At 71.9% G+C, this 13,928-nt stretch carries 11 protein-coding genes; 7 read left to right on the top strand and 4 right to left on the bottom strand.

What is annotated here, in order from left to right:
* The first annotated feature begins 70 nt into the window (after positions 1-70).
* The gene (locus MED15_RS04105) at positions 71-1,798 is read left to right on the top strand and encodes an ABC transporter ATP-binding protein (protein WP_112583277.1); all 1,728 of its coding nucleotides are present in this window, start codon (positions 71-73) and stop codon (positions 1,796-1,798) included.
* Positions 1,795-3,570 carry an ATP-binding cassette domain-containing protein gene (locus tag MED15_RS04100; protein ID WP_112734806.1) on the top strand — a complete coding sequence of 592 codons (1,776 nt, stop codon included), beginning with the start codon at positions 1,795-1,797 and terminating at the stop codon, positions 3,568-3,570. Before MED15_RS04105 ends, MED15_RS04100 begins: the two co-directional genes overlap by 4 nt.
* 29 nt (positions 3,571-3,599) lie before the next feature.
* On the opposite strand, the gene MED15_RS04095 is transcribed toward MED15_RS04100, so the two are convergent.
* The 4 genes from MED15_RS04095 to MED15_RS04080 form a co-directional block, all read right to left on the bottom strand.
* Positions 3,600-4,184 (bottom strand): response regulator transcription factor, encoded by a 585-nt coding sequence (locus MED15_RS04095; RefSeq protein WP_112583279.1) that lies wholly within the window; start codon positions 4,182-4,184, stop codon positions 3,600-3,602.
* Between the two features lie 118 nt (positions 4,185-4,302).
* On the bottom strand, positions 4,303-4,911 hold the full coding sequence (locus tag MED15_RS04090; protein WP_112583280.1) for a response regulator transcription factor: 609 nt from the start codon (positions 4,909-4,911) through the stop codon (positions 4,303-4,305).
* 202 nt (positions 4,912-5,113) lie between these two features.
* The gene (locus MED15_RS04085; protein WP_112734805.1) at positions 5,114-6,256 is read right to left on the bottom strand and encodes a hypothetical protein; all 1,143 of its coding nucleotides are present in this window, start codon (positions 6,254-6,256) and stop codon (positions 5,114-5,116) included.
* A 180-nt stretch (positions 6,257-6,436) separates the two neighbouring features.
* On the bottom strand, positions 6,437-7,576 hold the full coding sequence (locus MED15_RS04080) for a substrate-binding domain-containing protein (protein WP_112697508.1): 1,140 nt from the start codon (positions 7,574-7,576) through the stop codon (positions 6,437-6,439).
* Positions 7,577-7,958: 382 nt separating this feature from the next.
* Here MED15_RS04080 and MED15_RS04075 point away from each other — a divergent pair, with 382 nt between their 5' ends.
* The 5 genes from MED15_RS04075 to MED15_RS04055 all read left to right on the top strand — a co-directional run bounded on the left by MED15_RS04075 (position 7,959) and on the right by MED15_RS04055 (position 13,868).
* On the top strand, positions 7,959-9,962 hold the full coding sequence (locus MED15_RS04075) for a DUF2264 domain-containing protein (RefSeq protein ID WP_112734804.1): 2,004 nt from the start codon (positions 7,959-7,961) through the stop codon (positions 9,960-9,962).
* Between the two features lie 42 nt (positions 9,963-10,004).
* Complete coding sequence (locus tag MED15_RS04070) at positions 10,005-11,309, top strand: ABC transporter substrate-binding protein (protein WP_112697504.1); 1,305 nt, start codon at positions 10,005-10,007, stop codon at positions 11,307-11,309.
* Between the two features lie 116 nt (positions 11,310-11,425).
* Positions 11,426-12,289, top strand: coding sequence for a carbohydrate ABC transporter permease (locus tag MED15_RS04065; RefSeq protein ID WP_244220349.1), 864 nt, complete (start codon positions 11,426-11,428; stop codon positions 12,287-12,289).
* Complete coding sequence (locus MED15_RS04060; protein ID WP_112726994.1) at positions 12,289-13,185, top strand: carbohydrate ABC transporter permease; 897 nt, start codon at positions 12,289-12,291, stop codon at positions 13,183-13,185. Before MED15_RS04065 ends, MED15_RS04060 begins: the two co-directional genes overlap by 1 nt.
* 5 nt (positions 13,186-13,190) lie before the next feature.
* A complete protein-coding gene (locus MED15_RS04055; RefSeq protein WP_112726995.1) occupies positions 13,191-13,868 on the top strand; it encodes a ferredoxin-NADPH reductase in 678 nt (225 codons plus the stop codon).
* Positions 13,869-13,928 lie beyond the last annotated feature (60 nt).

Genomic DNA, 13,928 nt, shown 5'->3' with positions numbered 1-13,928 from the left:
CACGCACACGTGGGGCCCTGGGTGGGTAGACGTACCCGCCCAGGGCAACCGCGTACCAACGGGAGGACCGATGCCGACGTTCGCCGTGGGGGACAGGCTGCTGCGGCAGACGGTCCTGGCGGGCGGCGGCTGGACCGCCGGACTCGCGGCGGTCGCGCTGCTCGGCGCGGCCGCCGAACTGTTGCTCCCCGCGGCCCTCGGCCGCGCCGTCGACGCCGCCCTCGACGGCGGCTCCGCCTGGTGGGCGGTGTCCGCCTGCGCCCTGGTCGTCGTCCTCATCTGCGTCGACACCCTGACCGACCTGGCCAGCGGGTTCGGTGCGGCGCGCGCCACCGCCGCGCTGCGCCAGCGCCTACTGCGTCACCTGTTCGCCGTGGACGTCCGCGCCACCCGCCGGCACCCGGTCGGTGATCTCGTCGGCCGGTTGGTCGGCCAGGCCGCCGACGCGGGACAGGCCGGCAACGCCGTGGTCCTGGCCATCGTGGCGGTGCTTCCGCCGCTGGGCAGCGTCGTCGCGCTCGCCATCATGGAACCGGTTCTCGGTCTCACCCTGCTCGCCGGTCTCGGCGTGCTCGCCGTCCTCATGCGCGCCTTCGTGGCCGACGCCTCGGCCGCGACCGCCGGGTACCAGCGGGTGCTCGGCAGCATCGCCGGCCGACTGTTGGAGTCGTTGACCGGTGCCCGGACCATCGCCGCCGCCGGCACCACCCGCCGCGAGGAGGACCGGGTGCTGGCGGACCTACCGGAGCTGGACCGGCACGGCCGGCGTACCTGGGGGCTGCTGGCCCGGGCGAGTGCGCGCACCTCCGCCGTGGCGCCGCTGCTGAACCTGAGCGTCATCGCGGTCGGCGGGTACGCCCTGACCGCAGGCTGGCTCACACCGGGCGAACTGGTCGCCGCGGTCCGGTACGCGGCCATGGGCGCCGGGCTCGGCGCGGTGCTCGCCACCCTGAACCACCTGGTCCGTAGCCGCGCCGGAGCACACCGGGTCGCCGAGCTGCTGACGCAGCCCGCCACGCCGGCGGGCGAGCGGCCCCTTCCACCCGGCGGCGGCGCCCTGCGACTGCGCGGGGTGTGCGTGCACGCCGACGACGGCCGGCCCATCCTGGACGGCGTCGACCTGGACGTGCCGGCCGGCGCGACAGTGGCCGTCGTCGGAGCGTCCGGTGCCGGCAAGTCGACCCTGGCGGCCGTGGCGGGACGGTTGTACGACCCCGACCGCGGTGAGGTGCGACTGGACGGGGTGCCGCTGCGGGACCTCGACGCGGCGGCGCTGCGCCGGGCCGTCGGCTACGCCTTCGACCGGCCGGTGCTGATCGGCGCGACCGTCCACGACGCGATCGGCTTGGCGCTGCCGGTCGACGCGGCGGCGCCGCCGGCCGATCGGAGCCCGGCCACCCCGGCGGTTCTGCGAGCGGCCCGGATGGCGGCGGTCGCCGACGTGATCGACCGTCTGCCCGGCGGTTACCGCACCCCGCTGGTGGACACACCGCTCTCCGGGGGCGAGACCCAACGCCTCGGCCTGGCCCGCGCGTTCGCCGCTGAACGGCTGCTCATCCTGGACGACGCGACGTCCAGCCTCGACACCGCCACCGAACACCGGATCACCGAGGCGGTTCTCGGGCGCGCCGGGGGGCGTACCCGACTGGTGGTCACCCACCGGACCGCGGCGGCCGCTGCGGCCGACCTCGTCGCCTGGCTGGACGGCGGTCGGCTGCGCGGCCTCGCACCGCACCGGCAACTGTGGGCCGACCCGGACTACCGTGCCGTTTTCCAGCCGGCCGGCGGTGGGTCGTGAGCCGTCCCGGCGTACGCCGGGTGACCTGGCGGGCGCTACGGGCCCGTCGGCGGGAACTCGCCGGGCTCGGCGGCTGGTCGCTTGTCGAGTCGCTGCCCGCGCTGCTCGCCGGCTACCTGGTCGCCCGTGCCGTCGACGAGGGATTTCTGGCCGGACGTCTGCTCAACGGCCTGGCCTGGTTGGGGGTCCTCGCCGTGGCCGTACTGGTCGGCGCGGCGGCCACCGGTCGGACGTACCGGAGCCTCGGCGCCGTGGTTGAGCCGTTCCGCGACGAGGTGGCCGCTCAGGTGATCCGGGGCGCGCTACGCGACGCCACCAGGGCGGGTGGTCGTCCGGACAGCGCCGCCGTGACCCGGCTGACCCACCAGATGGAGATCGTCCGCGACACCTTCGCCGGTCTGCTGATGGTGACCCGCGGTTTCCTCTTCTCCGCTGGCGCGGCCCTGCTCGGCCTGCTCGCCCTGGCGCCGGTGGTGGCGTTGCTGGCGGTCGCGCCGTTGGTCGCCGGTCTGGTCGTGTTTCTCGCCGCGCTGCCGGCGATGGTCACGCACCAGCGCGCCTACGTCCGGGCCGGTGAGCAGCTCGGCCAGTCGGCGGCGACCGCGCTGGCCGGTCACCGCGACGTGCTGGCCTGCGGCGCACAGGCACGCGTGACGGCGGAGGTGGCACGTTGGGTGTCGGCGCAGGCCGCCGCCGAACGCATGCTCGCCCGGATGGCGGCGATCCGCAGCCTCAGCCTCGGCATCGGCGGCTGGCTGCCACTGCTGGTGCTGATGGTGACCGCCCCGTGGCTGGTCGAGCGTGGTCTCACCGCCGGCGCGGTGCTGGGCGCGCTGATCTACGTCTCCACCGGGCTGCAACCGACCCTGCACACCCTGGTGCAGGGTCTCGGCGGCGGCGGGCTCCGCTACGCGGTCACCCTGGAGAACATCCTGCGCACCTATCCGGTCCCCGACGACCAGCCGTCAGCCCTCGCCGCCGCGATGCCCCGCTGCCGACCGCCCACCGGTCCCGCCGGCCCTCCGCCAGCCGTCGAGGTCCGGGACCTGACCTTCGGCTACGGCCCGCGCGCCCGGCCGGTCCTGCAGAACTTCTCGCTGACACTGGCCGACCGGGACCATCTCGCCGTGGTGGGCCCGAGCGGTGCGGGCAAGTCCACACTGGCCGCTCTGATGGCCGGTCTGGTGCCGCCGCAGGCAGGGGCGGTCCACCTGGCCGGCACGAGGGTCGCCGAGGTGGAGCCGGCCGTTCTCGCCCGGATGCGAGTGCTGGTGCCCCAGGAGGCGTACGTCTTCACCGGCAGTCTCGCCGACAACCTCCGCTACCTCCGGCCGGACGCCGACGATGACACGCTGGAGGTCGCCCTCGACGCGCTCGGCGCGCGTCCCCTGGCGACCCGCCTGGGCGGCCTGGGCGCGCCGGTCGCGCCGGCCCTGCTCTCCGCCGGCGAGCGGCAGCTCATCGCGGCGGTCCGGGCCTGGCTGGCACCCGCCCCGCTGGTGGTCCTCGACGAGGCGACCTGCCACCTGGACCCGGTGCTGGAAGCGAGGGTCGAGGCCGCCTTCGCCCGGCGGCCCGGCACCCTCGTGGTGATCGCGCACCGGATCAGTTCCGCGCTGCGGGCCGGACGGGTGCTGGTCCTCGACGGCGACGAGCCCGTGGTGGGGACGCACGAACAGTTGTTGGCCCGCTCGGCCACCTACCGGGTGCTCGTCGGCTGCTGGGACGACTCGGTGCTGCCGTCCCCGGCGGCGTCGGCGCGGCAGGGCTGAACCCCGCCCATTCGCCCCCACGACGCCCGTCAGATCCAGCCCGCCTCGCCGGCCATCCGCACGGCCTCCACCCGGGTACGCGCGCCCACCTTGCGGGCGATCCGCCCGAGATGGTTGCGGACGGTGCCACGGGTGAGCCCGAGCGTCACCGCCACCTCCGCGACCGGCGCACCCGCCGCCGTCAGCCTCAACACCTCCGTCTCGCGGCTCGTCAGTGGGCCGTCCGAGTGCAGCGCCGCGACGACGAGATCCGCGTCGAGCACGGGCTCCCGGCGGGCGAGCCGGCGGATCCCGTCGATGACCCGCTGGGGGGCGGCGTCACTGCGCAGGATGCCGACCGCCCTGGTCGGGCAGAGCATGCCTCGCAGCCGCCGGGCCCGATGCGGGTGGGCCAGCACCAGGACGGGGCACCGGCCGAGGCGGTCGGGATCGACCTGCTCGACGAGATCGAGGTCGGCCACCACCACGTCGGGGCGTTGAGCGTGGACGGCCGCGGAGACCGCGTCGCCGCGATCCACCTCCGCCACGACACGGATGTCCTCCTCGGCGGCGAGGACGAACGACAGCGCGCCCAGAACCAGGGCACCGTCCAAGGCGAGCAGGGTACGGATCACGATGAACCTTCCCGCACTCCGATGGCGATCACACAACGTCAACATTCAAACACGCGTCCGGTGGGGCCGCACGGTGACGGGGGCGGGTCCGGAAACTTCACCGGACCCGCCCCGACGGCTAAAGCCAGCCGTTACGCCGCGCGCGCGACACCGCCTCCAACCGGTTGCGGGCCCCGGTCTTGCGCAGAATCACCGACAGGTGATTGCGCACCGTCCCGTGTGCCAGGTAAAGGCGGACGGCGATCTCCTTCAGGGGCAGACCCTCGGCTGCCATCCGCAGCACGTCCATCTCCCGAGGCGTCAACGGCATCTCCGGGGGACTCAGCACCGCGATCGCCGCGGCCGGGTCGATCGCTCTCTCCCCGGCCGCGAGCGCGCGGATCGCGCGCACCAACTCGGCCAGCGAACAGTCCTTCCCGACCAGGCCGCGCGCGCCGGCTGCCAGCGCCGCCTCCACCAACGCCGGACTCCACCGCGGGCTCATCGCCAGCACGGCGGCGTGCGGCGCCTCGACGTCGATCCGGGCGACCACCTCCACCGGGTCGGGCAGCTCCGGTGTCAGTGCCAGCACCACCACCTGTGGTCGGCACCGCCGGACCACCGTCAACAGTTCACCGACACCCTCGACGTCGGCGACCACCTCCATGTCCTCCTCGCGTGACAGCGCGGCGCAGAGCGCCCCGCGGAGCAAACCCATGTCCTCGGCGACAACAACGTGGATCACCACGTTCTCTCCGATCTCCGGTACGCGCCACGACGGCCACCGATCCCGGAACGTCCACGGGTTGGTCAGGGCGGTCGTGCGCTACAGACGGGTGGGCATCGGCCCGCGGCACCGTCACGGCGGACGGGCGCGGGCACTGATCGACCGACCAGCGGGTGGGACAGGCCGGCCGCTCGGGCCAGCCACCGGGGTCGGTCGACCCGCCTCAGCCTGGGCGGGCGATCGCAGATGGAGTTCGGCTCTCGACCAGAAGCGGCACGAGATCGCAGGGTTGCCCGGCACCGAGGTGCGACTGCCGGTCGAGCGGCCGGACCAGCCCCGGTGCAGGCGTCGATCGATTATCGACGCCGGCGGCGTCCTGGTCGGCGGGTGCGACTGGCTCACCAGAAAGCAAACCCGGCGCGGCCACCGGTGCCGGGCGTGCGGCGACGTGCCCCGTCGGGGCCGTGGCCCGCGTGGGGACGACGACGGACATCGGCGGTGGCGCGGCCGGGGCCGGCGGCGCTGCGGCGCGTACGAGGGCCAGCGTCGGACCCGCCGGTGGCATCGGAACTGTCAGTACGGGAGCCGGCTCGGTCACCGGCACGGCGGTCGGCACGAGCGCCGGGGGAGCGGGCAGTCGAGGTGCCGCCCCCGGAACGATCACGGGGCAGAGAGGGGGTGGTAGAACGGCATCGGTGACCCGGAGGAGCCCCATGACGACGGGCCTGATCGGCACGGTGCTCACGATGTCGACGACGTACGGCAGGGGAGCGGTGATCAGGCCGACCACTGTTGACTCGGCCGGCGTACGCACCGCCAACGGATCGGGTGCGGCGGTGGCCGGCTGCCGCGGTGCAGGGGCGGCCGGCCGCGGCAGGTCGACACGCTGAGCCGCGCGGGCCACGGAGGCCGGTCGGAGCCTTTCGCGCTCCGTCGCGCCGGGTGGGACGGATGCGCCGAACCTCGACGCACCCGCCGACCGTCGAGGCTCCGTCGCGGGTGGATCCTCGCGGGGGGTGGCCACCCCACCGGTGGGCGCCATCAGCGGGGCACGGGGCCTGTCGTGGCGGCGGTCGCCGGCAGCCGCGGCTCGTTGACGGTCCTGGTTGGGGCGCTCGGCGATCGTGAGCCGCGCAACCGATTCGACCAGACCGCCGATCCTCCGATGAGGCTCGTCACCGGACCCGCTGCGCATCCCGTCGGCGGCGGCCGGCCCCTGCAACAGGGCGGCCATGACGAAACCGGCCCCGACGGCGGCTGCGAGCAGCACCAGCCGCCGGGCGAGCCGGCGCAGCCGGCCGGCCGCAAGCGGCGCGGACCGGTCCGGCGCAGACGCCGGCGCGGTTCCGCTGACGGGACTTCGCACGCGGGCACGATCCCTTCCCTCTGGACTGCTGACCCATCGTAGCGGTGCGCTCACGCAATCGCATCCGGTGAATGCGCGCTCGTCGGCAGGATGCGGGCGCACTCCATCCGATGGGGAGGCCGGCTGCCCGTCACCCGGCTGGTCCCTGATCGGCGAACGCCCCGGACCGGGGATGACCGCCTACGCGGGTGGCGGCGCGGTCGACTCCCGGATCCGCAGTGATGGGCTGATGACGATCCGGTGGGTCGGGCGGTCGGGGTCGGCGAGCCGGTCGGCGACGAGACGCACGGCGGCTCGTCCGATCGAGCGTCGCGGCGGTCGGACCGCGGTCAGCGGCGGGCTGAAGAGCCCGGCGACCTCGTCGTCGTACGCCACGATGGAGAGGTCGCCGGGTACCGACAGGTGCCGCTCCTCGCAGCGCTGCACCAGCGCGATCGCCTCGGCGTCGGCGTGCACCAGCAGCGCGGTCGTCCGGGTCGCCTGGCACTGGTCGAGGATGCCGTTGAGCACGACGTCTCGCTCGGGTGACCGCGCGTCGGGTACGACAGCCACCACCGTCGCGTCCGAGTCGAGGCCGCACTCGGTCGCGGCGTCGAGCCAGCCGCGCCGCACGTGCTGGCTGGTGGGGCTGTTGGCGTCGAGCACCAGGCCGACCTTGCGGTGTCCGAGCGACGTGAGGTGGCGCACCGCCATGGCTGCACCGAGCGCGTGGTCGGTGACCACCGACTCCATGACAGCGTGGTGGCTGCCTAGCGTGGCGGTGCGTTCCAGCAGGACGACCGGGACGCCGACCTGGTCGAGCCACTCGATGGTGCGCTCGGCGGTCGGTGCGTCCATGCTCGGCGCGATGATCAGCGCGTCGACGCCCATCCGCCCCACCAGGCGGGCCAGTTGCGGCTGGTCGTCCTCACTGTCGTAGGAGGAGCCGCGCAGGACCACACGCATGTCCAGCTCGCGGGCGGCCCCCTCGACGCCGCGAGCCACGTCCGGCCAGTAGTAGTCCAAGGAGGGCACGAGCATGCCGAGGGCGCGCCCGACCAGCGGGTCCAGGCCTGTGGCGGGTGGCTCGTCGACTGCCGGGACGTCGTCCGGCAGGATCAGGGCGACCCCACCGTGGACCCGGCGAACCAACCCTTCGGCGGCGAGCTCCGCGATGTCGCGCCGGATGGTGACCGGCGCGGCACCGAGCGCATGGGACAGGTCAGAGATGCGCATCGAGCCGTCGCGTTGCAGGGCTGCCAACAGTTGCTGGCGGCGGGCGACCTGAAGCGGCCCCCGGGGGGCCTCCGCCGTGGCGACGACGGGGCTGTCCTTGGTCATGGGGGACCTCCGAGGAACGCTTCGTGCGGCGAAAGCTCTTGCATGGTACGGACGACCTCGCCGGCCGGGCCGATCCCGGTGACGTCGACCGCGGGCAGTGCCGCCGCCAGAGGGCCCGCGAAGCGGTCTGCGCCGGTCATGGCTCCTCGGACTGATAGAGCGACTGTGAACGATTCTGATCGTATCAGAGCACTTGGCGTGTCAAGACCGTGTTGTGTGCTCTCTTGATCGAGTGTGTCCACATCGGTTTGGGAACGGCATTGACTTGCTCCTTTGTGAGCGTTTTACTTCGGAAACCTTGCGGATGCCTGCGCGTCACATTCATGGGCAACGCCCCGCTCGCCACATTCGACGGAGACGGATCGATGCGACAGGACCACGGATGACGTTCGGGACGACCGGCCAGGTGGCACCGGCGACGGACTCGGATGTCGCTACCGCCGCGACCTGGAGCCGGGATGACTGGTTGGCCCTCGCCGACCGGATGCTCGCCGCCGCCCGACCGTTCGCGTCGCCCGGACACGCCCTTGTCACCTTCCCCGGGCCGGAGGGCGGTTACGGGCGGTCCGTCGACGGACTGGAGGGCTTCGCCCGCACCTTCCTGCTGGCTGGGTTCCGCATCGCGGGTGCACGAGGAGCGGGCTTGGACGAACTCGTGGACCGGTACACGGCAGGTATCACCGCTGGCACCGACCCGAGCTCTCCAGACCGTTGGGTGCGCTTGGACGAGCACCCCCAGGCGAAGGTGGAGGCCGCCTCCATCGCGCTGGTCCTGGACATGACCCGCCCGTGGATCTGGGATCGACTGCCGTCCGTGGTGCGCGAGCGGGTAGTGGACTATCTGCTCCCGGCCGTCGGCGACGACACGTACCCACGGATCAACTGGGTCTGGTTCCGGCTGGTCGTGCAGACGTTCCTGCGGTCGGTGGGCGGGCCGCACTCGCTCGACGAGATGAACGAGGACCTGACCACCCATGACGGCTTCGTCCGCGGGGACGGCTGGATGTCCGACGGGCCGCACCGCGCCTACGACCACTACGTGGGCTGGGCCCTGCACCTCTACCCGACACTGTGGGCCCGGATGGCCGGCGCAGCGGACCTGGCCGAGCAGCGCCGCGAACGGGACCTGGCCGGCCTCGACCGCTTCCTGAGCGACGCGGTCGCGCTCGTGGGCGCCAACGGATCACCGTTGATCCAGGGGCGAAGCCTGACCTACCGCTTCGCCGCGGCGGCGCCGTTCTGGGTTGGCGCCATCGCCGGCGTGCCCTCGGTCAGCCTCGGCCGGTTGCGCGGCGCGGCCACCCGCATCGTGCGTCACTTCGTCGCCAACGGCGCCCTGGACGAACGAGGCCTGCTCACAGTCGGCTGGCACGGGCCGTGGCCGCGACTGGCGCAGTCGTACTCCGGGCCCGGCTCGCCGTACTGGGCCAGCAAGGGCCTGCTCGGCATCGCGCTGCCCGCCGACCATCCGGTCTGGACGACGCCCGAGGAGCCGCTGCCGGTCGAGGAACGGGACGAGGTGCGGGCGATACACGCGCCCGGCTGGCTGGTCTCCAGCACCCGTGCCGACGGCATTGTCCGCGTCGTCAACCACGGCACCGACCACGCCGTCGAGGGTGCCACCGTCGCAGATTCCCCGCTCTACGCCCGACTGGGTTACTCCACCGCCACCACCCCGGTCCTCGACGACAGCGGCTGGGCCAGCCCGCTCGACCAGTCCGTCACTCTCGTCGACGACGCGGGCCGGGTCACCCACCGCGCCGGTATGCGCCTGCTGACCATTCACGTCGACACCGACGGCGTGGGCGTGGCCGGGTCACGTGCCCTCGCGCACTGGGTCGACCCGGATCCGGGTCAGCGCGATCACGGCGGCGGCCGCGTGGGCCGGTCCCGACCGGCCGGGCACCTCACTGTGTATTCGCTGGTCCGCGGCCCCTGGGAGCTACGTCTGACCCGCGTCGACGGCCTCGCCGACGGCGTCGAGGCGGCTGCGCTGCGCTTACGGATCGGCGGCTGGGCCGTTGCCGGGGACGCGACGGCCACCGCCGCCGGCGGTGTGGCGGTCGTGACCGGAGCCGACCTGACCAGCTGGCTCGAAAGCGTGCACGGCGGCGCAACGGCCGGCGTCACCGACTTTCCGCACGGCGGGCCCCTGGCCGGCGGGCTGGTCGTGCCATGGCTGGACCACCCCGTCCGGCCGGGCGCATGGGCCGCCACCTTCACCGAGCTGTCCAGGGTGCCGGTGGCCACGGCCGGGCAGGCCTGCCAGGCCGTGGTCGACGAGGACGGCCGCGGCCTCCACCTGGGAATCGACTGGCCCGACGGGATCAGCACGTCGACCCGTCTGGACACGGAGCATGCCGGGCCCACCCAGGCGTCCTGGTAGCAGTGCGGGCCCATCCGGGCCCCTTGACCTAAGGAGAGAGGGATGAAGCGTGCGATACCGGCCGTCATCAGCGCTGCGACGGCCCTGACGCTTGTCCTCGCCGGTTGCGGCGGCGGAGACGAGCCAGTCGACCCCAATGCCCCGGTGACCATCACCCTGGCCGGCTGGACCCTGTCGTCCACGCCCGAATTCAAAACGCTTGCCGACGGCTTCAAGGCGACCCACCCGAACGTGACGGTGGAGCTCAAGGAGTACGCCCCAGGCAACGACTACGACACCCAGATGATCACGGACCTGGCCGCCGGCACCGCCCCGGACGTCTACGTCATGAAGAACCTCAAGAACTTCTACACGTACCAGAGCGGTGGTCAGCTGCTCGACGTCTCCGACGCCACCTCCGGTCTCGGCTCGAGCCCGGCGCTCGCGTCCTACCAGGTGGATGGCAAGGCGTACGCGGTGCCGTACCGGCAGGACTCCTGGGTGTTGTTCTACAACAAGGATCTGTTCGCGAAGGCGAAGGTGGCGCCGCCGGACGGCAGTTGGACCTGGGACGACTACACCGACGCGACGAAGCGACTGCACACCGGGCTGAAGGGGGCCGGCTCGAACGCGACCGGCGCGTACCAGCACACCTTCCAGTCGACAGTGCAGGGGTTCGCGCTCGCCCAGACCCCCAACGCGGACCTGCTCTCCGGAGACTTCGGCTACCTGAAGCCGTACTACGAGCGGTCACTGGACCTGCAGGCGGCCGGCGCGCAGCCGACCTTCGGCACCGCGAAGACAAACAAACTCACCTACCAGGCGCAGTTCGGCAAGCAGCAGTCGGCAATGGTGCTGATGGGCACCTGGTACGTGGCCACGCTGCTCAACCAGCGACAGAGCGGTGACGCCGACAAGTTTCAGTGGGGGATCGCCCCGGCGCCGCAGTTCGACAAGTCCACCACCGGCACCTCCGCCACACCTGTCACCTTCGGTGACCCGACCGGCTTGGGGATCAACCCGAAGATCAGCAAGTCCAAGACCGCCGCGGCCAAGGCCTTCCTCCAGTACGCGGCCGGCCCGGATGCCGCCAAGGCGCTGGCCGGGATCGGCATCACCCCGGCCCAGGTCACCGACGCGGTCACCGCGACGCTGTTCGGGCTGGACGGCGTACCGCAGGACGACCTGTCGAAGTTCGCCTACGCCAAGCACACCATCAAGCCGGAAAACCCGGTGTCGAAGCACACCGCAGGCCTGCAGAACCTCCTCAACGAGACGCACTCGGCGATCCTCTCCGACAGCAAGGGCGTCGACGCGGAGCTGAGCAAGGCGCAGGCCCGCGCCAAGAACGAGGTCCTCAACCAGTGAGCTGATGGCGGGTCCGGCGCGCCTGAGCCGCACGCCGGCCCCGCCACCATGCCGAACGCTCCCGGAGACTCCCTATGGCAACATTGCCGCGCACGAGACCCAGGAACCGGCGGCTGGTGTCGCGCAACACGGTCGCCGGCTGGTCGTTCATCCTGCCCAACTTCGTCGGCTTCGCCGTGCTCACCCTCCTGCCCGTCGCGGTGCTGTTCTACGTGGCCTTCACCAGCTGGAACGTCTTCGGGGTGGCCGAGTGGACCGGCACCGCCAACTTCCGGCGGATGTGGGGTGACGCGAGCTTCTGGACCGCTTTGCGCAACACCGTCTACTACACCGTCTTCCACATCCCGCTGACCCTCGCGGCGTCACTCGGGCTGGCGCTGCTGCTCAACCGCAAACTGCGCGGCGTGCGGTTCTTCCGCACCGTCGCGTTCTTCCCCTACATCACCTCGATCGTGGCGATCGCGATCGTGTGGAACCAGCTGTTCAGCCCGGAGTACGGCCCGATCAACGCTCTCCTCGGCGCCGTCGGGGTGGACAATGCGCCGGGCTGGACCACGTCGTCGACCTGGTCGATGCCGGCGGTCATCATCGTCGGCACCTGGCGGTACATGGGCTACTACATGCTGCTGTTCCTGGCCGGCCTGCAAACCATCCCGGCCCAGCTCTACGAGGCGGCCGAGACCGACGGGGCCTCACCGTGGCAGCGGTTCGTGCACGTGACCCTCCCCGGGTTGCGGCACACCACCTTCTTCGTCACGGTGCTGCTCACCATCGAGAGCTTCAAGGTCTTCGACCTCATCCTCGTGATGACCGGCGGCGGACCGGGCCAGTCGACCCTGGTGCTCTCGCAGTACATCTACCAGAAGGGCTTCGAGGAGAACCAGTTCGGCTACGCCTCGGCGGTCTCCGTCGTCCTGTTCGCCATCTGTTTCAGCATCACGGTCATCCAGTTCATGGTCAACAAGCGGAGGAACAGCTGATGACCGCTACCGACCTCTCGCTGCCCGCCCCGGCCGTCGCCGCGCCCGGCAACCGCAGCGCGCCCGGCCGACCGGTCCGGTCCCGGGGCTGGCGACTCGTCGGGTACGCCGCCCTCGTGCTCGCGGCGGCGGGGCTGCTGCTGCCGTTCTACTGGATGGTGGTGGCGTCGTTGAAGACCAACAGCGACGTCTTCACCGTCCCGATCACCTGGCTCCCCGACCCCGTGGTGTGGCGGAACTACCTCGACATCTGGCAGCGCTCGGACATGACGACGTGGTTGTGGAACACGCTGCTGCTGTCGGTGGTCGTCACCCTTCTGCAGGTGGTGACCGGGAGTTTCGCCGCCTACGGCTTCGCCCGGGTCCGCTTTCCCGGCCGCAACGCGCTCTTCCTGGCGTACATCGGGACGATCGCGGTGCCCTGGCAGTCGTACATGATTCCGCAGTTCATCCTCATGTCGAAGTTGCAGTTGTCGAACACGCTGTGGTCGATCGTCGCGTTGCAGGCGTTCGGCGCGTTCGGCGTGTTCCTGATGAAGCAGTTCTACGAGACGATCCCCGAGGAGCTGAGCGAGTCGGCGCGGGTGGACGGCCTGAGCGAGTTCGGCATCTACCGACGGATCATGCTGCCGCTGTCCCGGCCGGCGCTGGCCAGCCTGGCCCTGCTGACGTTCGTGACCACCTGGAACGACTACCTCGGCCCGCTGATCTACCTGCGCAGTCCGGAGCTGCGCACCATCCAGTTGGGGCTGAACACCTTCATCTCCCAGTACAACGCCGAGTACGCGCTGATCATGACGGGCTCCGTGCTGTCCGTGCTGCCGGTAGCTGTCATCTTCCTGCTCGGCCAGCGCCACTTCATCGAGGGCATCGCCACGACGGGACTGAAGGGTTGAGGTCCATGCGTTCGCGCCACAACACCATCGCTGCCATCTTCGACGGGGTCTACGTCGCGCTCGTCACCAACCTGCTGCTGGTGCTCGGTTGCCTGCCTCTGGTGACGCTCGTGTTCACCACCGAGGCGGCGCGCTCGTGGCCGCTGTACGCGCTGACCGCCCCGCTCTGCGCGCCCGGGCTCTGCGCGGTCTTCGCGGTCATGTCCGCCTACTCTGCCGGCGACTCCGGCGGCGTGCTGCGCACCTACGGCCGCGCCTGGCGAGCCACTGCCCGGCCGGCGATGCTCTGGGCGGCGGCAGCCATGGCCGCCCTGGTCGTGCTCGCCGTCGACGCCCGCGCCGCGTGGGGCCACCGGGTCGGGGCACTCGCCCTGCCGGTCCTCGCGACCCTGATCGTTCTCACCGTCGCTACCACGCTGCTCGGGCTGGTGACCATCGCCGACCGACCCGCCGCGCGGTTGCGTGACGTGGCCCGTGCCTGCGTGTATCTGGCGGTGCGCCGCTGGTACCTCACCGCCGTGTCTCTGCTCGTCCTCGTGCTGCTCGCCCAGATCCTGGCGGCCCGCCCCGCGATCGCGCTCGGCCTCGCCGCCGCGCCACTGCTCTACGTCGTATGGGCCAACAGCCGCTTCACAGTGCGCGCCGCCCTCGACCCACCGACGACCGCACCCCAGAGCACCTGACCACCACGTTTCGGCCACCGAGCCGGGACGCCGATGACACACCTGCCCGGCACCGGACCG

Origin of the sequence: Micromonospora noduli, from assembly GCF_003264475.1 — a bacterium.
Taxonomy (GTDB): Bacteria; Actinomycetota; Actinomycetes; order Mycobacteriales; family Micromonosporaceae; genus Micromonospora; species Micromonospora noduli.
This window is presented reverse-complemented; position numbering and strand designations above follow the sequence as displayed.